Annotated in this window: 27 protein-coding genes and 1 pseudogene; 10 read left to right on the top strand and 18 right to left on the bottom strand. The window is 53.7% G+C overall.

Going from position 1 to position 26,241, the window contains the following annotated elements:
* Positions 1-414: 414 nt before the first annotated feature.
* Positions 415-1,644, top strand: coding sequence for an alanine racemase (alr, locus tag ACYZUC_RS03550; protein ID WP_461993599.1), 1,230 nt, complete (start codon positions 415-417; stop codon positions 1,642-1,644).
* A 67-nt stretch (positions 1,645-1,711) separates the two neighbouring features.
* Here alr and ACYZUC_RS03545 read toward each other — a convergent pair whose 3' ends face one another.
* The gene (locus ACYZUC_RS03545; RefSeq protein ID WP_461993597.1) at positions 1,712-2,134 is read right to left on the bottom strand and encodes a DoxX family protein; all 423 of its coding nucleotides are present in this window, start codon (positions 2,132-2,134) and stop codon (positions 1,712-1,714) included.
* A gap of 110 nt (positions 2,135-2,244) precedes the next feature.
* On the opposite strand from ACYZUC_RS03545, the gene ACYZUC_RS03540 reads away from it, so the two are divergent.
* The 3 genes from ACYZUC_RS03540 to ACYZUC_RS03530 all read left to right on the top strand — a co-directional run bounded on the left by ACYZUC_RS03540 (position 2,245) and on the right by ACYZUC_RS03530 (position 4,846).
* Positions 2,245-3,156 (top strand): LysR family transcriptional regulator, encoded by a 912-nt coding sequence (locus ACYZUC_RS03540; RefSeq protein ID WP_461993595.1) that lies wholly within the window; start codon positions 2,245-2,247, stop codon positions 3,154-3,156.
* 178 nt (positions 3,157-3,334) lie between these two features.
* Entirely contained in the window at positions 3,335-3,970 is a 636-nt protein-coding gene (locus ACYZUC_RS03535) for a LysE family translocator (RefSeq protein ID WP_461993593.1), read from the top strand.
* Positions 3,971-4,057: 87 nt separating this feature from the next.
* A complete protein-coding gene (locus ACYZUC_RS03530; RefSeq protein WP_461993591.1) occupies positions 4,058-4,846 on the top strand; it encodes a PhzF family phenazine biosynthesis protein in 789 nt (262 codons plus the stop codon).
* A gap of 59 nt (positions 4,847-4,905) precedes the next feature.
* Here the strand turns inward: ACYZUC_RS03530 and ACYZUC_RS03525 are convergent, their stop codons facing one another.
* The 13 genes and pseudogenes from ACYZUC_RS03525 to thrC form a co-directional block, all read right to left on the bottom strand.
* Entirely contained in the window at positions 4,906-5,670 is a 765-nt protein-coding gene (locus ACYZUC_RS03525; protein WP_461996811.1) for a methyl-accepting chemotaxis protein, read from the bottom strand.
* Between the two features lie 93 nt (positions 5,671-5,763).
* Positions 5,764-6,795: pseudogene (locus ACYZUC_RS03520) on the bottom strand (HAMP domain-containing protein); the annotation flags it as partial.
* A 35-nt stretch (positions 6,796-6,830) separates the two neighbouring features.
* Entirely contained in the window at positions 6,831-7,334 is a 504-nt protein-coding gene (locus ACYZUC_RS03515; RefSeq protein ID WP_461993589.1) for an Lrp/AsnC family transcriptional regulator, read from the bottom strand.
* Positions 7,335-7,346: 12 nt separating this feature from the next.
* Positions 7,347-8,108 (bottom strand): ABC transporter ATP-binding protein, encoded by a 762-nt coding sequence (locus ACYZUC_RS03510; protein ID WP_461993587.1) that lies wholly within the window; start codon positions 8,106-8,108, stop codon positions 7,347-7,349.
* Positions 8,109-8,160: 52 nt separating this feature from the next.
* Positions 8,161-8,871: an ABC transporter permease gene (locus ACYZUC_RS03505; RefSeq protein ID WP_429379194.1), complete on the bottom strand. Its 711-nt coding sequence runs from the start codon at positions 8,869-8,871 to the stop codon at positions 8,161-8,163.
* Positions 8,868-9,596 carry an ABC transporter permease gene (locus tag ACYZUC_RS03500; RefSeq protein ID WP_461996810.1) on the bottom strand — a complete coding sequence of 243 codons (729 nt, stop codon included), beginning with the start codon at positions 9,594-9,596 and terminating at the stop codon, positions 8,868-8,870. Before ACYZUC_RS03500 ends, ACYZUC_RS03505 begins: the two co-directional genes overlap by 4 nt.
* A 52-nt stretch (positions 9,597-9,648) precedes the next feature.
* Entirely contained in the window at positions 9,649-10,431 is a 783-nt protein-coding gene (locus ACYZUC_RS03495; protein WP_461993584.1) for a transporter substrate-binding domain-containing protein, read from the bottom strand.
* 175 nt (positions 10,432-10,606) lie between these two features.
* On the bottom strand, positions 10,607-10,924 hold the full coding sequence (locus tag ACYZUC_RS03490) for a DMT family transporter (protein WP_461993582.1): 318 nt from the start codon (positions 10,922-10,924) through the stop codon (positions 10,607-10,609).
* Between the two features lie 141 nt (positions 10,925-11,065).
* The gene (locus ACYZUC_RS03485) at positions 11,066-12,268 is read right to left on the bottom strand and encodes a trans-sulfuration enzyme family protein (RefSeq protein ID WP_461993580.1); all 1,203 of its coding nucleotides are present in this window, start codon (positions 12,266-12,268) and stop codon (positions 11,066-11,068) included.
* A 55-nt stretch (positions 12,269-12,323) separates the two neighbouring features.
* Positions 12,324-13,742: an aldehyde dehydrogenase family protein gene (locus tag ACYZUC_RS03480; protein ID WP_461993578.1), complete on the bottom strand. Its 1,419-nt coding sequence runs from the start codon at positions 13,740-13,742 to the stop codon at positions 12,324-12,326.
* A gap of 2 nt (positions 13,743-13,744) precedes the next feature.
* On the bottom strand, positions 13,745-14,794 hold the full coding sequence (locus ACYZUC_RS03475) for a homoserine dehydrogenase (RefSeq protein WP_461993576.1): 1,050 nt from the start codon (positions 14,792-14,794) through the stop codon (positions 13,745-13,747).
* Between the two features lie 128 nt (positions 14,795-14,922).
* A complete protein-coding gene (locus ACYZUC_RS03470) occupies positions 14,923-15,360 on the bottom strand; it encodes an Lrp/AsnC family transcriptional regulator (protein ID WP_095129279.1) in 438 nt (145 codons plus the stop codon).
* A 14-nt stretch (positions 15,361-15,374) separates the two neighbouring features.
* Positions 15,375-16,898 (bottom strand): threonine synthase, encoded by a 1,524-nt coding sequence (gene thrC / locus ACYZUC_RS03465; RefSeq protein ID WP_461993574.1) that lies wholly within the window; start codon positions 16,896-16,898, stop codon positions 15,375-15,377.
* 119 nt (positions 16,899-17,017) lie between these two features.
* On the opposite strand from thrC, the gene ACYZUC_RS03460 reads away from it, so the two are divergent.
* Positions 17,018-17,500: a DinB family protein gene (locus ACYZUC_RS03460; protein ID WP_461993573.1), complete on the top strand. Its 483-nt coding sequence runs from the start codon at positions 17,018-17,020 to the stop codon at positions 17,498-17,500.
* Between the two features lie 66 nt (positions 17,501-17,566).
* Here ACYZUC_RS03460 and ACYZUC_RS03455 read toward each other — a convergent pair whose 3' ends face one another.
* A complete protein-coding gene (locus tag ACYZUC_RS03455; RefSeq protein ID WP_461993571.1) occupies positions 17,567-18,463 on the bottom strand; it encodes a dihydrodipicolinate synthase family protein in 897 nt (298 codons plus the stop codon).
* Positions 18,464-18,490: 27 nt separating this feature from the next.
* Entirely contained in the window at positions 18,491-19,186 is a 696-nt protein-coding gene (locus ACYZUC_RS03450; protein WP_461993569.1) for a B3/B4 domain-containing protein, read from the bottom strand.
* Positions 19,187-19,347: 161 nt separating this feature from the next.
* Here ACYZUC_RS03450 and ACYZUC_RS03445 point away from each other — a divergent pair, with 161 nt between their 5' ends.
* Complete coding sequence (locus ACYZUC_RS03445; RefSeq protein ID WP_461993567.1) at positions 19,348-19,950, top strand: helix-turn-helix domain-containing protein; 603 nt, start codon at positions 19,348-19,350, stop codon at positions 19,948-19,950.
* A 331-nt stretch (positions 19,951-20,281) separates the two neighbouring features.
* Here the strand turns inward: ACYZUC_RS03445 and ACYZUC_RS03440 are convergent, their stop codons facing one another.
* Positions 20,282-20,602 (bottom strand): sigma 54-interacting transcriptional regulator, encoded by a 321-nt coding sequence (locus ACYZUC_RS03440; protein WP_461996809.1) that lies wholly within the window; start codon positions 20,600-20,602, stop codon positions 20,282-20,284.
* A 387-nt stretch (positions 20,603-20,989) separates the two neighbouring features.
* Entirely contained in the window at positions 20,990-21,907 is a 918-nt protein-coding gene (locus tag ACYZUC_RS03435; RefSeq protein WP_461993565.1) for a LysR substrate-binding domain-containing protein, read from the bottom strand.
* Between the two features lie 186 nt (positions 21,908-22,093).
* Between ACYZUC_RS03435 and ACYZUC_RS03430 the strand changes: the two genes are divergently transcribed.
* The 4 genes from ACYZUC_RS03430 to ACYZUC_RS03415 all read left to right on the top strand — a co-directional run bounded on the left by ACYZUC_RS03430 (position 22,094) and on the right by ACYZUC_RS03415 (position 26,125).
* Positions 22,094-22,843, top strand: a complete 750-nt coding sequence (locus ACYZUC_RS03430; protein WP_461993563.1) for an SDR family NAD(P)-dependent oxidoreductase — start codon at positions 22,094-22,096, stop codon at positions 22,841-22,843.
* Positions 22,844-22,936: 93 nt separating this feature from the next.
* Positions 22,937-24,238: an MFS transporter gene (locus ACYZUC_RS03425; RefSeq protein WP_461993561.1), complete on the top strand. Its 1,302-nt coding sequence runs from the start codon at positions 22,937-22,939 to the stop codon at positions 24,236-24,238.
* A gap of 19 nt (positions 24,239-24,257) precedes the next feature.
* A complete protein-coding gene (locus ACYZUC_RS03420) occupies positions 24,258-25,106 on the top strand; it encodes a transketolase (RefSeq protein WP_461993559.1) in 849 nt (282 codons plus the stop codon).
* Entirely contained in the window at positions 25,103-26,125 is a 1,023-nt protein-coding gene (locus ACYZUC_RS03415; protein ID WP_461993557.1) for a transketolase family protein, read from the top strand. Before ACYZUC_RS03420 ends, ACYZUC_RS03415 begins: the two co-directional genes overlap by 4 nt.
* The last annotated feature ends 116 nt before the right edge of the window (positions 26,126-26,241 follow it).

Below are 26,241 nucleotides of genomic sequence, written 5' to 3'. Positions count from 1 at the left end.
GTTCGTGGCGCTCGCCAGTCACAGCCCCGCCAGATGTTGGCTATGCGGCAGGCACGAGAAAAAATTTCAGTTTTCTGATCTGGAACAGTGGGGCAGCTTCCATCACTTCCACAAGGTCATAAGGGAAAGGGCAGACTTGCCAATTGCATCTAACAAGCCTCGCACAGTGGAGGACATCATTACTTCCTCCCCCTCCTCACGAATTGCCCCATCCCGCTCCGCCGCCCATCAGGCGGAAACAGTAAAGGCACTAACCTCAGAACAACCCGCACGAGCAATTAGCTTGCTATAACGAGCAAAATGCTCTACGCAACAAGCATTTGCCAACTGGCACGAGTGTGTTAGCGGTGTAGCATTGAATGAATAATACAACCACAGCTGCCTCTGCAAAAAAAACACTCAAGGGATGAAATAATGAAAATAAAATATCCTCACTTTGTCGCTGTAGGTTTCATGGCACTTGGTACTCAGGCTGTCGCTGCACCGCTGCTACAAGAATACAACTTCAAGCAGGATATAAATGCAACTATAGCCCAAACAAATGCTTGGCTAGAGATCAGTAAGTCTGCGTTCCAGAAAAATATCGAATTCGTAAAAAGCACTTTATCGAAAGGCAGTAGTTTGTGCGCTGTGATGAAAGCAGATGCTTATGGTCACGGTATTGCATTATTGATTCCGACGATCATGGAAGCGGGCATTAATTGCATCGGCATTGCGAGCAATGAAGAAGCGCGAATTGCCAGAAAAGAGGGTTACACCGGAAAAATAATCCGCGTTCGGCAAGCTACGGAGGGAGAAATCGTCAGTGCATTGCCCTATGAGATTGAAGAGCTTATCGGCAATGCGCAGGTAGCCCGAGCCATCAGCGCACTGGCAGAACACAATGGAAAGCCCATCAAAATTCATCTGGTTACCAATGCGGGTGCCATGAGCAGGAATGGCTTGGAGCTTGCCACCGAGCAGGGAAAAAAAGACGTACTGGAAATCACCTCAATGAAGGGATTGAAGGTCACCGGGATCATGACGCACTTCGCCGTCGAGGATAAGGCCTTCGTCTTGGAGGCCTATGACAAGTTCATGTCGGAGCAGGACTGGATCATCAAGACAGCCCACTTGAACCGTGACGAAATCACCGTTCATTGTGCCAACTCGTTCGCAACGCTTGACGTCCCCGCAACACACTTGGACATGGTGCGCGTAGGTGGAGCGCTTTACGGCGATTTGATCGGCCGTGCCGACCTGAAACGCGTCATGTCACTCAAAAGCAAGGTTGCTGCCGTCAACACTTATCCTGCCGGAAACACAGTGGGTTATGACCGCACCCTCACACTGACTCGCGACTCCAGACTCGCCAACATCCCAGTAGGTTACTCAGATGGCTACCGCCGAGTGTTTACCAACAAGTCGTTTGTCGTCATCGATGGTGTGAAAGTGCCCACGGTCGGAAAAATTTCGATGAACACCGTTATGGTAGATGTAACCGACATAAAAAATGTCAAGCCCGGCGACACCGTAACTCTCTATGGCAAACAAGGCGATGCCGAGATCACACAAGGTGAACTGGAAGACATCAACAACGGTGCACTGCTTGCTGATGTTTACACCATGTGGGGCACATCAAACATTCGAATACTGGTCGACTGAAGCGAGCGGCCTCATCGCGCGTGATGAAAAACCACCTCATCAAGGTGGCTTTTCATTACCGAGTTGCTCAGTTGGCGGCATTTTTATCCGATGCACAGTGCCGCGTTACGGCATAAGCACCATCGCCACACAGCGCGATAGCAATCAGCACGACCGTCCAGAATGCCGGGTACTCCCAGCCCCCGCCGGTACTGCTGAACAGCCAGCCATTGCCCGAGTGCGCCCAGGTTGCACCCAGCAAAACAGGAATGGCCGCCAAAGCCGCATAGCGAGTTTTAAAACCCAGCACCAGCATTGCACCCGTGGTGACCTCAACGCCTAGAACCAGCCAAGCCAACATACCCGGCAAGCCAATCGACTCAAAAAAACTTGAAGTACCAGACATTGTAAAAACGAAAACCTTTAAATACAGAGAGTGCGCCAGCAACGCAATGCCCGCTGTCAGGCGAAGGAGTAAAACACCATAGGAAGTACTTCTATATTCGTCCATACAATTTCCAAAATAATACTGACAGCGCACGATGCGCTGCCTTACGAGTATATTGTTGCGAGTACTCAGCAACCCTACAATCTGCAATTAAGCTATTACGGACTGCATATATGCACACTTGGGACTGGGACGATCTTCGCCTGATACTTGCCGTTGCCGAACACAAGTCTTTTGCCGCTGCCGGACGCGCGCTTCATCTTAATCACACCACGGTGCTGCGGCGTATCAATGCGTTCGAAAAACTTCATGCATTTCGACTGTTTGAACGTCTCTCGACCGGCTACACAATGACTGACGCCGGAGAAGAATTACTGCAGACCGCACAGACCATGAATATCGCCGTCAGCGACCTGTCCCGCAAACTAGAAGGCAAGGATCTGCGATTGGAGGGCATACTCCGTATTACCACCTGCGACACTTTAATGGCATCCATTTTACCGGAAGCACTTGGAGGATTCAGTGCGCTCCATCCCGAGATATCACTGGAAGTCACCACCGGGAATTTCATCAGCGACCTGGCCCAACGGCATGCAGATGTAGCAATACGAACCAGTGACAGTCCTCCCGACACATTGATCGGCAGGCGAATCGCCGATGTCGGGTTTGCCATTTACGCTGCCCAGGGATTTTCTGATCGTCATGGGAGCGTTGATCCAGTGCACTTCAATCGATGGCTGGCCCCGGATCTCGCGCTCGGTCAAATGGATATCGCAAAATGGCTGCGTGCCAACGTTCCTGCAACGTCCATTGTTTTCAAGGCCGACTCTTTGGTCACCCTTAGGCAAGCTGCGCTGGGCGGCTTGGGAATAGCCGCACTTCCCTGCTATTTGGGAGATTCAACCCCCGGGCTTGAGCGGGTCCCGTGCGTAGGACTCAACGCCCTTAAAACGGGACTTTGGGTCCTCACCCATCAGGACCTGAGGCATACCGCGCGGGTGCGGGCCTTCACCCGCTTTGTGAGTGAAGCACTTCAACATGCCTGGCCTGGACCGGCGCACACGTCAGCACCTTCGGAACAATGAGCAGGACTCAAATGAGAAAGCTGTCGCCCCCTCGTCGAACTGTCGGCAGTTGGCTAAGTGCTGCGCGGCATATCAGTGTTTGAACCACTCGGTCGGTGGATTCAAATGAAAAACGAAATGACGGGCATGTTGCAAAGACTTAAGCTGCTGACCGGCATGTATGTTTTAGGGGCTACCAATGTCATTTGATCTCCACCACCTTCTGCTCGTATTCACCGCCTATATTGTGGGAGCGGCAAGCCCAGGCCCCAGCAACATGCGAATCATGGGCATCGCCATGCATCAAGGCAGAAAGCCTGCACTCCTGTTGGCAGCAGGTGTAATAAGCGGTTCGTTTTTCTGGGGATCGATGGCGGCCACCGGCGTTTCAGCCATTCTGGCGCAGTTTGCACAGGCGCTTATTGCCCTGAAAATAGTCGGCGGGATCTACCTGATTTACCTCGCCATCAAAGCCGGCCGCTCCGCCCTTGCCTCGGACAAGCGAATCGAACAAATGATGGCTGCTGCGCCAACGGTTTCGGGCTTCAGTCTCTACCGACGAGGCCTGCTCATGCACCTCACAAACCCAAAGGCGTTGCTGGGCTGGATCGCAACTATGACCCTCGGCCTGGGCCCTGAAGCCACCCCAACGACGGTCGCAATTATCTTGGCCGGTTGCGCCGTATTGAGCATCACAATCTTCTGTGGCTACGCGATTGTCTTCTCCACTGCACCGATGATTCGGGGCTACCGCAAGGCTCGGCGCTGGATTGAAGGAACCCTTGCACTTGTGTTCGGTGCAGCAGGGATAAAGCTACTGCTCTCACGCAGTTGAACAACGAGCAGAAAACAAAATAGCATTCCCCCGGCCCACACACAGTCGGTATATTGACCTTTTAAGTCATTATAAAAAGAGATGCGCATGATGCTCAAAATGTTCCAGGTAGATGCTTTTTCTGAGACCGTATTCGGTGGTAATCCAGCGGCGGTCCTGCTGCTGGAGGACTGGCTCCCGGATCAACTGATGCAATCGATCGCCAATGAAAACAACCTGGCAGAGACCGCGTTTGTAAAGCCATTCGGAGACCACTGGGCGCTACGCTGGTTTACCCCCACCGTTGAAGTGAATTTCTGTGGCCACGCAACGCTGGCCACCGCCCATATATTGATAACCGAATACGATGTGCCCAGCCCGTTATGCTTCTCCACCCGGGTGGGTGATCTGAAAGTGCAGGCATTGGAAAACGAATACCTGCTGGACCTACCTTGCATTGAGCCGGAATACCTCACTCAACTGCCCGATAGCATTGCTCCGCTGTTTCGCGACAATGCCGTCAGTCACTTCAAGAACTTTGAGAACGTGTTTATTCAGCTTGCCACCGAGCGGGATGTTCGCGCCTATCAGCCGGACCTTAACACTCTTGCGCAATTGGGGCAGGTCGGTGTGGTGATCACGGCTGCCGGCGAAACGTACGACTTCGTCTCACGCTACTTCGCCCCCGGTGCCGGAATCCCCGAAGACCCTGTGACCGGCTCAATCCATGCCACGTTGGTGCCCTACTGGGCCGAACGACTTGGGAAGACTCGCCTGTCGGCATTCCAAGCGTCGCCCAGAGGTGGGATTTTGCAGTGTGAGCTGCAAGAGCACAGGGTTTTGATCAAAGGTAAGGCTGCCACCTTCATGAAAGCAGAGATTTATCTACCCGATTGAGTGGGTAGCCCCCAGCTTAGTCGCAACAGCGTTGTATATCCGATAACTTCTGTAGTTGATCAAATACGGAAGTTGTCCACCAGCTGCTTGAGTTGGCTGGCTTGCCGTTCCAGGTCATCACAGGCACGCAACGTAGCCTGCAGATTATCGGCCCCTTGGTGGTTGAGCGAGTTGATTTCGGTGATGTCGATATTCAACGATTCAATCACCGATGTCTGTTCTTCAGTCGCCGTTGCCACCGAATGGTTGATGCCGTCTATCTCACTGATGCGCTGTGCGACGCTGCCCAGTCGGTCTCCCGCCTGGTTGGCAATGATCACGCCCTCGTTACTATAGCGCTCACTCTCGCTCATGGTGGACACTGCCTCATCGGCTCCACGCTGTAACGCGTCGATCATCGTATGAATCTCTTGAGCGGACGTCTGGGTACGATACGCAAGGCTGCGTACTTCATCAGCCACAACGGCGAATCCACGACCAGCCTCACCTGCCCTCGCCGCCTCGATGGCTGCATTAAGCGCGAGCAGGTTGGTCTGTTCGGAGATCCCTTGTATGACCTCCAATATCCGACCGATATCGACTGTTTTTTCATTCAAACTTTCAATGTTGCCGCACGACGCTCGAATTTTTCCTGACAAACCGCTCATGGCTTCAATGGTCTGCGCGACCACTTTTAGGCCGCTCTCGGTCTGCCGACGCGCTTCAGTCGCCTGGGATGATGCGTCTCCTGCATTACGCGCAATTTCATGCGAGGCGGCGCCCAGCTCATGGATCGCAGCAGCGATACTATTGGTGCGCTGGTTTTGCTCGTCAGAGAACGACATCGATGACTTGGAAGAAGCCATCACGCGCTCGGCCACCTCATTGACCTGGGCAGTAGCCAAAGATACATCGCGGATTGAACGATGAATTTTTTCCACGAAAAGATTGAAGTCCCCTGCCAGGATTCCAAACTCATCGCGTGAGTGAATCCCTAACCGTCGGGTAAGATCACCCTCTCCCTGAGCGATATCGCGCATGACGTTACCCATCACCTTAATCGGCCGCATTAACACACTGATCAGTAGGCCCAGCAGTAAAAGCGTGACGACTACCGCTATAAACGCGGCCAACAAAGCCGAGATACGAAAATCCGTCAGTGCTGCGTAGGCTTTATTTTTGTCGATCGATAAAGCGATGTACCAGTTCACCGAGGGCAGCCCCTTGATCGGGGAGAACATCAAAATCCGAGGTTCCCCTTCCTGCTCAGTCTCACTGATGTGGGTACTGAGAGTCGGTGGGTTTTGCGGGTAGATCTCGCTCAGCTTTTTCATCACCCTATCTTTGTCCGGATGGACCAGTACCTTGCCATCAGCACTGACCAAAAAGGCATATCCGATTCCGCCCAGGTCGAGTGAGCTGACGATCTTTGCCAATGTATCCAGTGTCAGGTCCCCTCCCACCACCCCAAGCGTCTGGCCGTCATGGCTTACCGGCGTCGCAATCGTCATCATCAACTGGCCGGTAGTAACGTCAAGGTAGGGCTCAGTCAGTGTGGTTCCCCCAGCAGTCATCGCGTCCGCGTACCAGGGCCGGGTTCGCGGATCGTAGTCAGCGGGTAAATCGTCCTTTGGCCGTATGGCGAAACTACCGTCACGACCGCCTAGATAGGTGAAGGTAAACGTCGATAGCAATGACCTCTGCTCCAGCAGCCGCGTAACACTGTTCGCCGCCGGGTCGTTGGCAACCGTCTGAGCAATATGGTCAACCAACAATATTCGTCCAGAGAGCCAGGCCTGGACGCTGCTCGCCGTGATTTTGCTCATTTCTTCAAGGTGGTTTTCAAGGTTCGTGCGGATGGTTTTGCGCTGGATCGAATCGTTGTACAGCGTAAAGAGGGAAAACGCTGCGATGACGACGAGCGATGCAGCAAGCAGTACCTTATGACTGAACTTCAGGTTGGCAATCATCATGATTTATCCGAAGACCGGGAGTGTTGTAGTTGTTATTCGATGCCAAGGTGTGTCGATGAGTGCTTGATGACGGCCAACTCTGGATAGGCCGCCAGTTTCTCGATATGCAGTTCAGTACTCTCCAACCAACGTTCAGTGAGCGAGCGGAAATGCTCCATATCCCGGCAACGCATCCGCAGACAGTAATCAAGCGCACCACTGATGAGTTGGCACTCAATGACCTGCGGGCAAGCATCGACTACGGACTCAAACGCCTTTTGCGCGCCGAGCCCCTTGCCATCAGCCAATCCAACCAGCACCAGCAGAGATAAACCAGGTGAGAGCTTGTGCTCGTCGATGAAGGCACCATAACCACGAATGACCCCTAGCCTTTCCAACTTACGTACCCGTTGCTGGCAAGGGCTCTGACTCAAGTGCACAAGTGAGGCAAGTTTTTTATAAGTGATGCGCCCGTTGTGGCGCAGCACATCAATGATTGCCTCGTCGATACGCCCCAACGTTTCAAAAGTCCTCAGGGCTTTACTTCCAGTATTCATACGGAAGGTTTTTCACTTCAGTCCATTGGACAGAAATTGTTGCAGACGCTCGCTGCGCGGGTTATCCAGAATTTCTGGCCCGCCCTGCTCTTCGACAAGACCCTGATGAAGAAACAGCAGTTGGTTCGAGACCTTGCGGGCAAAACCCATTTCATGGGTCACCATGATCATGGTCCGTCCTTCTTCTGCGAGCCCTTGGATGACTTTCAGCACTTCGCCCACCACTTCAGGATCCAGCGCCGATGTAGGCTCGTCGAACAGCATGACTTCAGGCTCCATCGCGAGTGCGCGAGCGATGGCTACCCGTTGCTGTTGACCACCGGAGAGAAACGCAGGGAATTGATCGGCAACACGGGCCGGCAGCCCCACCTTTTCCAAGTATCGCCGGGCACGATCTTCCGCATCTTTTTTGCTGACACCCAGCACCCGCCGCGGTGCAATGGTGATGTTGTCCAACACGGTCATGTGGCCCCACAGGTTGAAGTGCTGGAACACCATGGCCAGGCGGGTGCGCAATCGTTGCAATTCACGGTCATCCGCCACGCGCAGCCCCATATGGTTTTTAACCATGCAGATCGGTTTGCCATCCAGACTCATGGCACCGTCGTTGGGTGTTTCGAGAAAATTAATGCAGCGCAGGAAAGTGCTCTTTCCAGAGCCGCTGGCGCCGATCAGGCTGATCACGTCGCCTGTTTTGGCTTGCAGGGAAACGCCCTTGAGTACTTCATGGCTACCGTAACTTTTGTGTAGCCCTTCAACAGTCAATTTGTACATGTTTGCAATCATCCTCTAACGCGGATTGGAGCAGCAGTGTCAGATACTGGGCTCAGTGAGTCGGACCAAGAAAAGCCAGCCAGTGACGCTCGGCGATTCGAAACAGGCCGACCAGGGCAAAAGTCACCGCCAGGTAAATCAGTGCCGCAATCCCAAACGATTGAAAGGTCAAAAAGGTCGCGGAGTTCGCGTCGCGGGCGACTTTAAGAATGTCCGGCACCGTTGCGGTGAACGCCACCGTGGTCGAGTGCAGCATCAGGATGACTTCGTTGCTGTAATACGGCAGCGAGCGACGCAACGCTGATGGCATGATCACAAACGCATAGAGCTTCCAACCTGAGAGGCCGTAAGCTTTCGCAGCCTCAACCTCGCCATGGGCAATGTTGCGAATAGCGCCCGCAAATATCTCCGTGGTGTAGGCGCAAGTATTCAGTGCGAAGGCAAGAATGGTGCAATTCATCGCATCGCGAAAAAACGCATCAAGCACAGGCTGTGCTCGTATGGCAGCCAGGCTATAGATCCCGGTGTAGCAGATCAGCAACTGGATGTAGAGCGGCGTCCCCCTGAACAGATAGGTGTAAAACTGCACCGGCCAGCGCACATAAAACCTGGGGGATACTCGAGCGATGGACAGCGGAATCGACACAATAAAGCCGATGAACAGTGAGGCACTGAGCAGCCACAACGTCATGGCCAGCCCGGTTATCTGCTGACCATCGCTGTAGAAGAAAGGCCTCCAGTACTCCTGTAGAAGTTCGATCATCGCACCGCCTCCCGCGAACCCGCTGCGTAGTGCCGTTCCAGGCAGCGCAGGACGAAATTGGAGAGGCTGGTGATGACCAGATACGTCAAAGCAGCCAGCACCAGGAAAAAGAACAACTGGTAGGTGCTTTTTCCCGCATCCTGGGCGGCTTTTACCAAGTCAGCCAGGCCTATGATCGAGACCAGTGCCGTGGCTTTGAGAATCACCATCCAGTTGTTGCCAAGACCCGGCAAGGCGAATCGCATCATTTGCGGGAACATCACAAAGCGAAAACGCTGAGTGCGACTTAACCCATAAGCCGTGGCCGCTTCGACCTGGCCGCGGGGCACTGCTAGCATGGCGCCGCGGAAGGTTTCGGTGAAATAAGCACCGTAGATGAATCCAAGGGTGATAATCCCCGCGACAAAGGGGTTGATCTCTATGTATTCCCACCCCAGAGCCACTGTAATCAGGGTCAGCCAGGTTTGCAGGCTGTAGAAAATCAATAACATCAGTACCAGATCCGGCACCCCCCGAATCAGTGTGGTGTAGAGCTGCGCCGGCAAACGCAGCAGCTTGAGGCTGGAAAGTTTGGCGCTTGCCCCAATCAGCCCCAGCAGTACGCTGAGCGCCAGGGAAGAAAGGGACAGCTTGACGGTCATCCAGGCGCCTTCGAGCAGCAAAGGGCCGAACCCTTTCAGGCTGAATGCAGAGAGCCCCAGCACGCCTAATAGTGTGTCGAACATGATCAGCAACCTATAGCGATAAGCGCCCGTCCAGCGGACGAGCGCCGGGTGGTTATTTGCCGCTGTAAAGATTCAGATCGCCGAAATGCTGCTTCTGGATCGAATCGTAGGTGCCATCTTCGTGTAAGGCCTGGATCGTTTTATCTATCAATGCCTTGAGCTCTACGTTGCCCTTAGCGATGCCGATGGCTGTTTTGGAGGGAAGATAAGGGCTCTCGACGGACGAGCTGATTTCGTAATCGGCACCCTGCGGCGAGTTGAGAAAACCTAACTTGGCCTGTAATGCGTCCTGCAGGGATGCATCCAGCCGCCCCGCTACAAGGTCGTAATACACCTGATCCTGGTTCTGATAGGACTGAATTTTTACGCCTGCTTTATCCAGAACGGCTTTTGCGTAGGCTTCCTGGATGCTGCCCTGAAAGTAACCAACCGTCTTACCCTTGAGTGACGCCACGTCTGCGCTGAGGCCCGAATTTTTTTTGAACACGTAGGACGTGAATCCGGAAAACAACTCGTTTGAAAAATCGATGGCTTTTTCGCGCGTGGGCGTCACTGTCATGGACGAGAGAATGCCGTCGAACTTACCGGCTCTGAGGCCTGGGATCAGGCCGTCAAAATCGCTCTCGACCCAGATGCATTTGACTTGAAGTTTGGCGCAAATCGAATGACCCAAATCAATATCAAATCCCTTGAGACTGCCATCAGCCGCTTTGGACTCAAACGGCGCGTAGTTAGCATCCACGCCAAAGCGCAATGTGGTGTACTCCTTGGCCGACGCACTATTCGCGCACGACGCAAACAGTAATATCAAACACAGCTTTTTTAGCGAATTCATAAGTACATCCCTAGATTTTGTAGTTGGATTTAAGGGCAGTAAACATCTGACATCGGTAAAACGTTACTTTCATTATTGTTGGTTAAAGCCATCGCTTCGCCTTAAACACTACCTGAGTGCCGCAACTTAACGAATATGGCAAATTGATCGTTATCACGAGCAAAATGCTCGCCGTTCAGGCAGACACCAACTTCATCATCAGCAAGCCACTGACAATCATAATGGCGGCCACAACGCGCAGCAGGCTGGCAGGTTCACCCAGAAAAAAAGTGCCCGCTGCGAATGCCCCCACAGCACCAATACCGGTCCAGATAGTGTAAGCCGTGCCCAGCGGCAAGCTTTTCATAGAGAACGAGAGCAGCGCAAAACTGGCTATTACTGTTATCAATGTAATAACCGTCGGTACTAACCGCGTAAAACCTTCCGACTGCTTCATCGAAAACGCCCAGACAACTTCAAGTATTCCTGCAATCACCAAACTTACCCAAGCCACGAGCTTCTCCTAAAACGCGAGCGAACGAACAGTTAGCCTTTAATAGGGCAAACCTTTTTAACTTTCTTAAAAAGACCCCCGCGAGCACGGGGGTAAAGACGGGTTTGACCAAACCCTGGCTGCGTGACGCCTGTATTTAAATCACTTGAATGTTGCATCCAGAGCGAACGTAATATCCTTGATCAAGTCTTCTGGATCTTCCAGCCCAACAGAAAAACGCAAATGACCGTACTGACGGAACTCTTCGGGATACTTGTCAAAGCCACCCCGTCCCTCTGCCCCCACATGCACGATCAGCGATTCGTCATGCCCTAATGAAACGGCCGAAGTTATGATGCGCAGATTCGAAACAAACCGATTCTGCATATCTGGATCGCCCTTCACCGCGAAGGCCATCATTGCGCCGTATCCCTTGCCTGCAAATTGCCGGCGCGCCAGCTCGTGCTGCGGGTGGGAAGGCAAACCCGGGTAGTAGACGTAGGCGATACGATCGTCGGCATCAAGAAACTGTGCCAGTTTTTCAGCCGTGCTCAACAGTTGTTTCAGACGCAGCGGCAGCGTGACCGACCCGCGCATGATCATCCAGGCATTGAAAGGTGAAATGGTCGCACCGAGGTCGACCAATGCATCATTTTTAATCTTGTAGATCAACTGGTTGGAGCCGATCACTACGCCACCCATCGCATCGCCATGACCATTGATGTACTTGGTCAATGAGTGAATGACGAAGTCGACACCGTGCTCACTCGCGCGGAAAAATGGAGGTGGGGTGAACGTTGCATCTACTGAAATCAGTGCGCCGTGCGCATGAGCAATTTCAGCCAACGCTGCAATATCTGCAACTTTGGTGGTCGGGTTGGCAATCGTTTCAGTATGAATCAGCTTGGTGTTAGGCCGGATGGCTTGACGAACCGATTCCAGGTCACCAACGTCTACAAACGTCGCTTCGATCCCATAACGTTCGGGCAGGAGTTCCGCGAAGAGTCGCCAAACGGCTTGGTAGGTGATGTCGCTGACGATGACGTGGTCGCCACTTTTCAAGAAAGAAAAGAACACCGAATGCAACGCGGCGACACCAGTTGCGAATACCACAGCATCTTCACAACCCTCGAGGGCTGCGAGTTTCTTCTCCAGACAAACCTGGTTGTGGCCTTGATTGCGCGTATACACAAGGCCGTCTGGACTCGACCAGTCCATGGTTGCCGGATCTTCGGGCAAGAGATAGGAGTTAGCCATGACCAATGGCGTACGGACGGCACCACTGGTGACATCCGCGACATTCCCGCCATGAACTGCCAGCGTCGCTGCAGATAATGTTGATAGGTTGTGCTTATCGGGACGCATGTCGATTCCTCTGATTTTATTGTTGTGTCATTCGTTGAAAATTCGAACGATTTGTTTAGCTTCCACTTACACCGTTAATGCAAATAACCTTGGGTTGCGTCATATCTTCATAGGCGAAACGCACACCTTCACGGCCCATGCTCCCGTACTTGAAACCACCGAAAGGCATTGCGTCGAATCGATAGTCCGAGGAGTCGTTGATCATGACGCCGCCCGCCTCAAGCCGCTTGGCTGCCTTCAGCGCAACATTCAAATTACTGGTGAAGATCCCGGCATGCAGGCTGTAGTCTGGTTCGTTGGCGAGCGTCAGGGCCTCATCCAGTGAACCTACGCTCTGGAGTATCACGACAGGGCTGAACACTTCTTCGCACCACAGCTTGCAGTGGCGGTCGACGCTTTCCAGAACGGTGGGCGAATAAAGCGACCCGTTGCGTACATTGCCAAACAGCAAGGTCGCGCCTTTCGCGATGGAGTCATTCACCACCTCCTCGGCGCGCTTGGCTGACGCCTCAGTAATCATCGGGCCGACATCCGTCTGCTCATCCGCGGGATTACCCACGATCAACTGGCTGGTTTTCTCAACGAAGCGTGTTTTGAATGTTTCGTAGAGCGGCGCCTCAATCAGAATCCGCTGGGTACCAATACAATTTTGACCGGCAGCCCAAAAAGCACCCGACACACACGAGTCGACTGTTTCATTCAAATCACAATCGGCCATCACGATGACTGGGGCATTTCCTCCCAGGTCCATCGCCAGTTTCTTGAGCCCGGCTGTACGCGAGATTTGTTCACCCGTGACGAAGCCACCCGTGAACGAAACCATACGTACCGCCCGGTGCGCGACCAAGGCCTTGCCCAGCGCAGCACCTCCTGTGGCGACTGTCACAACAACTGGAGGTAGGCCTGCATCGATAAGAAAATCCACCAGCTTGATCGCTGATAGCGGTGTGAGCTCAGACGGTTTGAGTACAACCGCATTTCCACCCGCAATTGCTGGCCCAAGTTTATGTGCGACCAGATTGAGGGGATCGTTGTAAGGCGTGATCGCGACGATTACACCAAGGGGCTCACGAGTGAACCATCCCTGGCGAGATTCGGATCCGACATAAGCATCGAAAGGGATCACTTCACCGGCATTACGCTTGGCTTCCTCAGCCGACAACTTCAAGGTATTGACGCAACGCAACACCTCCTTTCTCGCCTGCTTCAGCGTTTTGCCCGACTCAGCCACAATCAGTTTGGCAAAGGCGTCCTTATCACGTTCAACCGAGAACGCAGCTTTTTCCAATATGCGTGCACGTTCATGTCGCGGCAGATCCTTGGCAATCAAGGCACCCGAAATAGCCGTGTCGACTATCGTGGTGGCTGATGAAGCAGGGATGTCTGCCACCTCACCCACCTTGCTACCGTCAAACGGGCTAAGCACCGTAATGGCTTTATAATCAGCAGCGAGTGAGAGACTCAAGCTATTCATGATTACTTACCTGACTGGGTTTTGTGCTTGTGAATGCTCACAATATCGGCGAGCAAGGCGAAGGCAGTTTCAAAGCGACCGGCACCAGCGCCCACCACGGTTACAGGGCCGAGAATGGCGGTATTAAACGTAATGGCGTTGGTCGCGCCACTCACACCGCAGAGCGCGTCGTTGGATGGCAATAACTGAGGACTAACAGAGGCCGAGATCGAGCCATCACTCCGTTTCTCTGCGCTGCCGATAAGCTTCCATCGGGCATTGGCTTTGGTCGCCTCAGCAATATCGTTGGCGGTAATTTCAGAGATGCCTTTGCACAGGACATCGCTAGGCTTGAGCTTTGCTCCCAGCAGTTCATTCGCCAAAATGACGACCTTCAGACGTACATCATGGCCCTCCACATCCGCTGTTGGATCAGCTTCGGCATAACCCAACTCCTGGGCCTTTGCGACAGCCTCGGAGAAGTCCAGACCAGTTTCCATGCTGGAAAGGACAAAGTTGGACGTACCGTTGAGGATCCCTTTGAAACCGCTGATTTCCGAACCTGCCAGGGACTCCTTGGCCAAACGGATAACCGGCGTTCCGCTCATGACAGAACCTTCGAACTCGAACCGTGCACCGGTGCTTTCTGCAAGCGCTTTCAAACTATCAGCATGCAGTGCCACCGGCCCTTTGTTGGTGGTCACAACACTGGCGCCCTTCTCCAAAGCCCAGCGGCAGAACGTAGTGGCTGGCTCCCCATCCACGGGGTTTGTGAACGTTGCCTCAGCAACGATATCCGCACCCGAGAAGCGGATGACCGTTTCGTTAGCCGGCTCAGCACTGCCGCCTGGCAAGGTTCTGAAACCACCTTTGGCGGCAGGTACCGTGGCCAATTCATGTGCATCCAGACCGTCTTTGTTGATAATTGAGCCAAGATAAAGGTCGCTGACACCGACAATCTTCAGTTTGAAACCCAACTCATTTGCCCAGAGTGAGTTCTTGTCGGCGATAAGCTGAGTGAGGGCGCGATTGACGCCACCGAAGCCAAGCAGAGCAATTTTATATTCAGTCACGACAAAGATCTCATTGTTATGTTTTGGTGCTGAAATAGTAATTCGTCAACGTGCTTTCACGAATATGGCAAACAGAACGTTATTGCGAGCAAAATGCTCGTGCAACGGCGCACTTTGCTTTGTCCGTGCTACTTGGTGCAGGATAAAACGAAGGAAGTCACGGTATTTAGAACCCCTGGCAGCGCTGAGATTTCACTCCAGACCCTATGGATACGATCTGAACTCATAGCCTCGACCGTCAATACAATATCAAGATCGCCACTCATCACATTGCATGAAATGACTTCAGGCATTGCTACAACAGAACGGACAACTTCAGCATCACGCATCCTGTCTTTACGATAAACGAAGATTAACGCGTTGATGGGCCCGGCATCCGTGGAGGGCATACCTTTAATGATCGTATAGCCCCTGACGTATCCATCGCGTTCCAATCTTTCAATCCGCAGCCTGACCGCATTCCGGGACAAGTTAACTTTCATTGCAATATCATTATGAGCAAGCCGCGCGTTACGCGTGAGCTCTTCCAGTATTTTCTCATCAACTTTATCTAAAACACGTTTCATCTCTAACTCCAAACTTATAACGAGCGAGACTCCGTGTCTGTGGACAACGTCCCGATGAGCTGCTTAAGTGCGCCAACATCGTTAGGAATTGAAACACATCTATAATCGGGTCTAGGAGGAGCACCGATCCCTTTGATGACACCCAGCGCGTCTGATTCATCAATCACTGCAGCACTCTTCGATGGGTGTGTTGTCGCCAGACAGATCATCGGAATAAGCAAGCTGCGCCTGCTGACACGAGCAGCTCGCAGGCCAATTGCGGTGTTGGGACTGACCAGATAACCACTCTGCGCAAACACCTCATGAATGCTCCTGAAAGCATCCGAATCTTCCACGGCCAGAGAGTCGAAAAGTTTACGCGCCTCCAACCATTCATCTTGCTCTAACTGAATCGTACCCTCGCCCTCTAATAACTCCATATTTCGGGCTACTTTTTCTCCGCACCGGTTAAGAATACTCCATTGCAAGCGTTCAAAATTCGAGGCCAGTGAAACGTTCATACTAGGAGTATTGGTAATGCGAATTTTATTACGACTGTAGAGATTAGTTTGGAGAAAGTTATGCAACCCCGCATTGGCATTGGTGGCCACGATCAATTGCCGGATCGGCAACCCCATTTCCCTGGCAATATAGCCCGCATACAGCGCACCAAAATTCGCGGTGGGTACGCTGAAGGCAACTTCTCTGTTAGGCGCCCCTAGTTGAAGCGCTGAATAAAAATAGAAGGAAAGATGTGCAAGCACTCGAACCCAATTCACGGAATTGAACGATAACAGCTGCTGCGTTTCGTTATTGTGCTTGAAGAACTGTTCGCAGAGGCGATGACAATCAGAGTAATCCCCTTCGACAGCAACATTTACTATGTTTTCTTCATTCGCACTCAATAAGCGGCGTCTATGCTCCTCCGTTATTCCTCTGGAGGGATGCAGCACAATGACGGTCACACCTTGCATACCAGAGAAAGCTTTTATAGCAGCAGCGCCTGTGTCTCCACCGGTGCAACCTACAACAAGCGCTTTCTTTCCAGATTTCAGTAAACCGTGCTCAACCAGGCGAGCCATCAATTGGAGACCAAAGTCCTGATAGACGCCTGCTGGCCCATGAAACAATTCCAATATCCACTCATTACTCGCCGTTTGGTAAAGCGGTGCAACCGCTTTGCTTTTGAAGCAGTCAAACGTCTCCTCGAGAATCTGAGACAGCTGATCTTGAGGGATCCAGCTACCCATAAACGGCTCAATCACATGGCGTGCCAGTTCATGGAAAGGAAGCCATTCCAGTCTGGAGAGATCCTCACTTTTGAAGCGAGGAACCTTGAGAGGGACGAACAACCCTCCATCCGGTGCATACGCGCCCATGAGCACGTCACTGAACTCGAATGTTTTGCCAGGGGTCCGCGTGCTGACGTATTTCATAATCTGAGACACCCTCTCGCAATCTTTGAGCCAGCCGCCTCTCTGGCGGTGCTCTGCTGAAATCCAATGCGACGATTTAAATCGCTTGCCATCCAGCTTCCTTCCATTGACTATAAAAGTCAATATAGTGACTATTCCATTTGTCCAATGGCACTTTTTTCAGCCATACGCAAAGAGGCCTTCGGCGCTACCTCATCGAATAGCACAAGACATCTGTCAGCTTAGAAATCCGGGAGAACACCATGTGTGCCAAGAACCTTCTGCATTCGCTTTACCAGTACAAGGCATGGTCTGAGGAGGAGCTATTCAAATGCTTGAAAGCCCCGGCGGCGAAATCCTATCCAGACGAAATGGCGAAAGCGACGTACTGGCTCAGCCACATCAACATTGTTGATCAGCTGTTTATCGCCAGACTGCAAGGAAACCCAGACGAATTTGACTCCGTCGTGACTGACCAACCGCCGAACCTGACTCAGCTAGAAGAACAATTTTCCATAGCGAATCAATGGTTTGTTGAGTACACCAAATCAGTCACCGCAATGGAGTTGTCTGATCCAGTGGCGTTTATTTTCAAGGACGGGAAGCCAGGCAACATGACGAAGGAGCAAATCCTGGCGCATGTGCTTTCCCATGGTCTGCAACATCGAGGGGGTATCGGAACTATCTTGCCACGCGAGATCCTGCAGGATCACAAGGACCACTTCACAACGTTTTTGAAACGCTAGTAACCTGTTCGCCTGCCTCATGGAGCATGGTGGGCAGGCGTCCTCCTTCTATGTAAGAAGCCAGGTTCAGTTCAGTTCGAGCTCGTCGATCACCGAGGCAATTTGCTTACGCCCTTCACCACTTATCGTTCGGAGCGGCAGGGGCACGCTTGGATGCTGGGTAAATCCACGAAGCTCTGCGGCAGTCGCCACGACACGAAAGCTACCTCCAAATTGCCTGAACAACGACCAGAGTGGCTTTAAGCACTCAGAAAGGCGTGTGGCCTCATGGGCATCACCAGACAATGCCGCTCGCGTAATCGCTAGCGCCGTCTTGGGAAACAGCCCTCCCATGACGGAGTACCAGGCGTCGCAGCCAGCATTCATGCCGACAGCTGCAAACACATCACCACTCACCCCGATCGTAACGTGGTTCGGAACCAGCTCTCGAAGACGATCCACGCGTGCCTTGGCAAGATATGGCGCCTCGGGAACGCCAGGGATTTTGATTGAGCTCACATTCGGCAACTCGGCAATGCGTCCATGCAGCTCGTCAGTAAATTCGAAATGGGTGGTACCGGGATTGTCATAGACACATAGCGGAACTGAGATATTGGCCGTGACCGTTTCATACAATGAAAAGACATCTTCCGCAGATAGCTTCTGATAGGAAACAGGTGGCAGCAACAAGGCTCTGACCCCCACCTTTTGTGCCTCCTCGGCCAGTAATAGCACGTCACGCGTGCGTAGCGATCCAATGCTGACCATGACAGGCACATTGCCCGCTGCTTCTACTGCCAACTGAGCAACTCGAGAGCGCTCAGCCCGAGAAAGATACGCATAGCTTCCGGTAGAACCGAGTGCACCGATGGAGTCGACATTCGCTGCTGCCAGTTGTTCAACAAGACGAGTAAACGCATTTTCATCCACACCTTGCTCATTCATAGGCGTCAAAGGAAATGCACTAAGGCCGGTAAACATCATTCATGACTCCAAGGTTTCGTTTGTTGACTAATTGGCTCCAGGACCAATCAGTGAGCTCTCAATCTGAATGCCTGGCATCATCAGTTGCAAGCCTTCGATAAGCTTGTCACCTGCTTCCGTCAGCGCTTCGAGAGGCATTGCCGGCAAACTTTCCAGAATGAACCACATGTGTTTTGCATCAGCACTCAGCCGTGTTCTGACACCTTGCCGCCAATTCCAACGACGGCATGTCACGCCATTATCGTCACGCCATACCACTTCGCCGGCGTCTGGATACTCGTAAGCTGGAGCACCTTCTTTCATGGTGTCAAAAGGCTCAGTGCCATCTGCGACCACGAGCTGAGGCGAGCCCACATAGGCGTCTATGTTTTCCCCGCCTACTGGAATCGCATACTCGATACTGATGGCATTGTAGAGATCAACTATGGGATCCAGGCTCGGCAAGCTGCCATCACGTAAAACCCGCTTGCGCAACGCTTCGGCTGAGCAAGGCGTACGTTGCGGCTTAGCCCCGAATTTTCGAAAGGTCTCTGCCCATGCTGCCAGATGGGCTTCTCCCCAGCCGGGTCCATCTGACAACACTGACAGGCAAGCGCGATCCAAGGCCTCTTGAGCAACGCCAGGGTTGGTGAGGGGCGCAGCCCGCACTACGATGCTCAGCGCCCTGAAGCCCGGTGCCAGCTCTGCAACGGTTTGGTCAATTAACGGCAGTACGGACAGCATCAAAAATCTCCAGTGATCCACATGTCGTTTCATGCTAGCCACTGGCGACCAAAAAAGTCAATATATCGACCTGACTGATCAGACATAACTACTGAGCAGATTGACGACACTAGCGGCAAGCGTCGAGAATCCCTTTCAACTTTTTCTCATGATCATCAACAATGACCATAAATACCGGTATATCGACCGCGCCTGGCGCTGATGCTCAGACTGTGAGCCTGGCAGTTGCGCGAACGCTCAAACACGCACGAAAGAATCAGAAAATCACGTTGGATGAGCTATCCCGTCGCTCAGGCGTGAGTAAAGGAATGGTCGTCGAAATTGAGAAATGTACGGCTAACCCGAGCATTGGCATCCTTTGCAAAATCGCCGCAGCGTTGGGGCTTTCTGTTGCAGACATCGTCAATGTGACGGACGCCCCTGCTGCCCACATTATCGACAGTCAGGAGATCCCTACTCTCTGGACCGGTGATCTGGGTGGGACAGCCCGGCTTCTTGCAGGAACGACAGGCCCCAACATGATCGAACTGTGGCGCTGGGAAATGTGTCCAGGTGAATCCTTTTCGTCACAAGGGCATCCTCAGGGCACGCTTGAATTGTTCCATGTGGAGAAAGGGACGCTGAAATGTATTGTCGGGGAAACAGAATTAATCATCCCATCAGGTAGCTCTGCAGTGGCGAAAACAGACGTTCCGCACTCCTACGCCAATGCAGGTAGGTCCAGGCTAGTCTTCACCATGTCGGTCACTGAAATACACCAGTAAACGAGCCCTCAAGCTCATCAGCGCTGGTGAATATTCTATCGGTTGGTGCTCTGGCAAAGTGCGAGGTTCGTCAACATACTTCCGGCGCTAGGCAGAGCCATCTCACTGCCATTTCTCGTGATTTTTTGCCCTCTGCCGGGAGTTCGACGTCAATGAGGGTGGTATGGTCGAGGGTGCGTTGATCGAAAAGCTCGCACCTCAGCCTCTATGGCGTTCGCCCGGCTCAACAAGGCCAGGTGCACGACATTTTCCAGCTCGCGGATTAGGCGCACGCTGTAGAGTTCACGAAAGTGCCCCCCTAGCGACAGGATGTCTACCAGCTGTTCCTGCATTAACAGAACGCCACCTGGATGGTGTTAATGCAATAGAACAGATCGAGGCGGAAGTTGCCGGTCTCGACCACCTGCTCCAGGTTGACGTTGGTCGCGGTGAGCGGGCATATATCGATCTCGCTCGGCTTGCGCGAACCGATACGCACCACTTCCTGCTCCAGCAAGACCCGCAGCAGTTTCACCCGCTGCGACAACGTCAGGTCGCCGATCCGGTCGAGGAATAGGGTGCCGCCATGTGCCTCTTCGAACCTACCGGCGCGTCGCCCGACCGCACCGGAGAACGAACCGGCCTCGCGGTCGAAGAACTCGCTCTCGGCCAGATACTCGCTGATCCCCGCGCATTACCGCAACGAAGGCGCGGTGGCGTCCGCTGGCGGAAAAGATACAACGCGCCAACAGCTCCGCGCCGCCTGTCTTTCCATTGATCGGAACCGGCCCCGCCTTCAGCCCCCCGCCTTGGCCAGGATCGACTGCAGCAGCACATCGCCCCCCCGCCGTTGACCACTCCGGGGAGATCTCCTCCGATTCGGAATCTAGGGCAAAGCAATCACGTTCATGAAAGCTGAAATCTACTTGCCTGCTTGATAGTTTGACGGAACATTCAAGGCGCCTTGCTCACCTCAACGAAACCAGAACAGCTACCTCGCTCAACGCATGAGTTAAGTTCCGTGGCCGCCTGACTCACTTCAGTCAATTACTAGGACTGGTTAAAATACGAAGCTATGCCCTAGCTCTCCTTCCATCCATTCCAGGAATCGTCTGACTCTAGGAAAACTGGAGTGCGCTTTCGGAAAGACCAAATGGTGGGCGGCCACCGGAGAACTCAATGCTTCGGGGGCGACCTCAACCAGCGAACCGCTGGCGAGGTACTTTTGCGCCAGCAGCGTACTCTCGAGGGCAAATCCCAAGCCGTGGCTTGCCGCTTCCAGGCTCATGTAGGACCGATCAAAGCTTAAGGCATAAGGTTTTTCGGGGCGCGCAAGACCATGCTGCGCGAACCACTCAGGCCACCTGAGCAAGGTCGCTTCGGAAAGGATCAGGTCCTCTGCCAGTAGATCAGCTGCGTTTTCGACCGAGCAGCGTGAGATCAACTTCGGTGAGGCCAGCACAGCGAAGCTTTCGTTGCGCACGGTGCGCACTTCGTAGCTGGGCCAATTAGGCCGGCCGTGGCGAATATCGACATCAATCTTGTCTTGGCTGAAATGCAGCGACTCGTAGGAGCATGACAAATTGATCTGGATGTCCGGGTTGGTCATGCGGAATGACTCCAAACGGGGCATAAGCCAGAGCAATCCAAAGCTGGGGGAGGAATGCAGCCGCAGGCAATCCAGACTGACGTCACTCGCTGCACGCTCTGTGGCGACTTCCAAGCTCTGCAACAACCCGGAAATGTCCTTCAAATACTGCTCACCGACCGGTGTCAGCGTCACCCCACGCGCCGCCCGCACAAACAATTGTCGACCAATCATGACTTCCAGCTTGGCTAGTTGATGGCTGATCGCTGAGGGCGTGAGGTCCAGCACTTCGGCCGCCCTTGCCAGGTTACCGAAACGGGCTGTCTGCTCGAAGGCTTGAATTGCTCTCAGCGGTGGCAGATTGGATGAAGCGGTATCGTCCTGGCGCATCAGTTCAGCCTATTGTTTTGGTCATACCCGGGCAGCCCCATTCAACCATCTGCGGTTTGAATTGACGAGTGTTGAATTTTATTCATGTAACAGTGACGTTTGCGTTATTGCTCGGCATGTCGACGGGGACCACTCTGACTCATCGATCGCTGAATCGAACCATAAAAACAATCAGAGGTATCCCTTATGCTTCTTCAAGGAAAAGTCGCCATCATTACTGGCGCTGCATCGGAACGTGGTATCGGCCGCGCAACTGCTGTTACCTTCGCTAACCAGGGCGCCCGTGTGGTGATCCTGGATCTCGACGAATCCGCTGCCTGTGACGCCGCGGCCGCCCTCGGCGAAGGCCATCTGGGTCTGGCTGCCAACGTCGCAGACGAAACTCAAGTCAAAGCGGCCGTTGCCAAGGTCGTCGAACAGTACGGCCGTATCGACGTACTCATCAACAACGCCGGCATCACGCAGCCGATCAAGACCCTGGATATCCGCCCTGGCGATTACGACAAGGTCTTGGATGTGAGCCTGCGCGGCACGCTGTTGATGTCACAGGCTGTCATTCCCATCATGCGCACTCAGTCCTCAGGCAGCATCGTCTGCATGTCGTCCGTATCCGCTCAGCGCGGCGGCGGCATTTTTGGCGGCCCACACTACAGCGCAGCGAAAGCCGGTGTGCTTGGATTGGGCAAGGCAATGGCACGGGAATTCGGCGCTGACAACATCCGGGTCAACTCCATTACGCCCGGTTTGATTCATACCGACATCACCGGCGGCCTGATGCAGGACGATCGCCGCCACGCGATCATTGAAAGCATCCCGCTGGGCCGGCTGGGGGCGGCGCAAGATGTTGCCAACGCGGCACTGTTTCTCGCCAGTGATTTGTCCTCGTACCTCACCGGAATCACGCTGGATGTAAACGGCGGCATGTTGATCCACTGACAGGTGCGATCACCTACAGCCCTTTAAGTTCTGGATCGAAGATACGTCGGGCCACATGCCTGACGTTCTATAAAAACAAGAGATCAGACCATCATGATGACCACCATGACGCTCGACGCTGTGTCCACAGTGCGCTCAAGCGCGTATCGCAAAACTGCCTGGCGATTGATGCCTTTTTTGATGCTGTGCTATCTGTGCGCTTACCTGGACAGGGTAAACGTCGGGTTTGCAAAGCTTCAGATGATGAATGACCTGTCCCTGAGCGAGACCGTATACGGGCTTGGTGCCGGCGTGTTCTTTCTTGGCTATTTCCTCTGCGAAGTGCCGAGCAACCTCATCCTTCACAAGGTCGGCGCCCGTCGCTGGATTGCGCGCATCATGATCTCCTGGGGCATCATCTCCGCCCTCTTCGCCTTCGTCGAAACGGCCTGGCAGTTTTATACGTTGCGCTTTCTGCTCGGTATTGCCGAAGCAGGTCTCGCACCGGGTCTGCTGCTCTACCTCACTTATTGGTTCCCCTCCTACCGCCGCGCGAAAATGACCGTCCTGTGGTTCATCGCCATCCCACTGTCTGGAATGATCGGCGGGCCTCTTTCAGGCTACATCATGACCAAGTTTGCAGGCTTTCATGGCTGGGCGGGCTGGCAGTGGATGTTTGTGCTTGAAGCCATTCCCACCGTCATCGTTGGCCTGATGGTGCTGGCTTACCTCAAAGATGGCGTTCACCAGGCGACCTGGCTGACTTATGAAGAAAAGACGCTGGTCAGCGAGGAGTTGGCCGAGGACAACAGCCGCAAAGTCTCCCATGCATCGGTCGGTGCATTCTTGCGAGACCGCCGCCTATGGATCCTTGCCTGCATATACTTTTGCGTGGTCATGGGCCAGTACGCGATCACCTTTTGGTTGCCGACGCTTATCCGCAACGCCGGGGTTTCCGATCCGATGCACATCGGCTTACTCACCAGCCTTCCCTACATGTGCGCCATCGTAGCAATGGTGTTCATGGGTCGTAGCGGGGACAAGCATCAGGAGCGCCGCTGGCATTTGGTTGGACCCATGATTGCCGGGGCCATTGGTCTCACGATGGCTGCGATGTTCGGAGGTAACCTGGCTCTGTCGATATTGAGCCTCTGCCTCGCGGCGGCGGGTGTCCTTTGCGCTTCTTCGTTGTTCTGGATGTTGCCTACTACATTGCTCGGTGGAGTCTCCGCGGCTGCGGGGATCGCCGGAATAAACAGCTTTGCCAATCTTGCGGGGTTCTGCTCGCCGTTTCTGATTGGATGGATCACCACCACGACCGGTTCGAGCGCCATTGGCATGTACCTGATTACCGGCGTGCTGTGCATCGGCGCCTGTTTGGTGCTGCGCATCCCCGCCGCTTCGGTCAATCGTTGAGTTAACGGAGAATTCCCCCATGACTGCCAATCCATCTCGTGCGTCGTCCACCACTCTGGTGCAGCGCGCACATAACATTCGCCGCCATGCTTTGCGCATGGGTCAAGTTCAGGGTCAAGGCTATGTCGGTCAGGCATTGGGCGCGGCAGACCTGCTGGCGGTGTCGTACTTCCACGCGTTGAACTACAAGCCTGAAGATCCTGAGTGGGAACAGCGCGATCGCTTTTACCTCTCCATCGGTCACTACGCGATCGCGTTATATGCCGCTTTGATTGAGGCTCAAATCATTCCCCTGGATGAACTTGAAACCTACGGCTCAGACGATAGCCGTCTGCCCATGTCCGGGATGGCCGCATACACCCCAGGCATGGAGATCACCGGTGGCTCGCTTGGCCAAGGACTGGGGATTGCGGTGGGTGCCTGCCTTGGTTTGAAGCGCAAACAATCCGCCTCTTTCGTTTACAACCTTTTATCGGATGGCGAGCTGAATGAAGGCTCCACCTGGGAAGCCGTGATGTCAGCTTCGCACTGGAAACTCGACAACCTTATCGCCATCGTCGACGTCAATAATCAGCAAGCCGATGGGCATTCCAGTGAGGTGTTGGCTTTTGAACCTATTGTTGACCGGTGGCAAGCCTTTGGCTGGTTCACCCAACGCGTAGACGGCAACGATCTGGACGCCTTGGTTAAAGCGTTCGATGCCGCCCGCAGTCATCCAGCCGCTCAGCCCAGAGTCATTATCTGCGATACCAAAATGGGCAAAGGCGTGCCGTTCCTGGAAACCCGTGAAAAGACGCATTTCATCCGCGTGGATGAGCATGAATGGGATGTGGCCCTGAACAACCTCGAAGAAGGGAAAACTGTATGAGTAACGCAAATAACGCTACGGCTCAGGCGCCCGTGATCGTGAAGAAAAAGCTGACGACCTCCGCGATGATTGCCTCGATTGCTGCTGAAGGTCAGGCCACCCGATCCGCTCCATTTGGCCACGCGTTGGCAGCACTCGCGGATCAGCGCTCGGATATCGTTGGTTTATCCGCTGACTTGTCCAAGTACACCGACCTGCACATCTTCGCGAAGGCGCATCCCGAGCGTTTCTACCAGATGGGAATGGCGGAACAATTATTGATGAGCGCGGCAGCGGGTATGGCCCGGGAGGGCTTCGTCCCCTTCGCGACCACTTACGCGGTTTTCGCTTCGCGCCGCGCCTATGACTTCATCTGCATGGCGATTGCGGAAGAAAACCTCAATGTCAAAATCGTCTGCGGTCTGCCAGGACTGACCACAGGATACGGCCCAAGCCACCAGGCAACCGATGATTTGGCGATCTTCCGCGCAATGCCGAATCTGATGATCGTCGACCCCTGCGATGCACTGGAAATCGAACAGGCGGTACCCGCCATCGCAGCGCATCAAGGGCCGGTCTACATGCGTTTGCTGCGCGGCAACGTACCGCTGGTGCTTGACGAATATGGCTACAAATTCGAGATCGGCAAAGCCAAAACCCTGCGTACGGGGAACGAGGTTTTGATCATCTCCACCGGTTTGATGACGATGCGCGCCCTGGAAGCGGCCAAAGAACTTCAAGCTGATGGCGTGGATGTCGCGGTGCTGCACGTACCCACTATCAAGCCTTTGGATGAGCAAACGATTCTGGCTGAGGCCAGAAGGCCGGGACGGTTGGTGGTCACCGCGGAAAACCACTCAATCATAGGCGGATTGGGCGAAGCCGTGGCAACAGTGTTGCTGCGTAACGGGGTTACGCCGATGTTCAGGCAGATCGCTCTACCGGACGCGTTCCTCGATGCTGGCGCGCTCCCTACGCTGCACGATCGCTACGGTATTTCTACTCAGGCCGTGTGTGCGCAAATCAAGGGTTGGTTATAAACGTCTAAAGCTGCAGGGGGCTGATTGCGCCCCCTCGCAAGGAGGCACGACCATTGGGCACTGACAGGCTGCTCGACCCTTCTTACATGTTTTTCCTGGAAGAACCTTCCAGTGAA

The sequence above is a fragment of the Pseudomonas sp. GT1P32 genome (assembly GCF_054897805.1).
The sequence above is the reverse complement of the archived record's forward strand: the minus strand, read 5'-3'. Positions and strand labels throughout refer to the sequence as shown.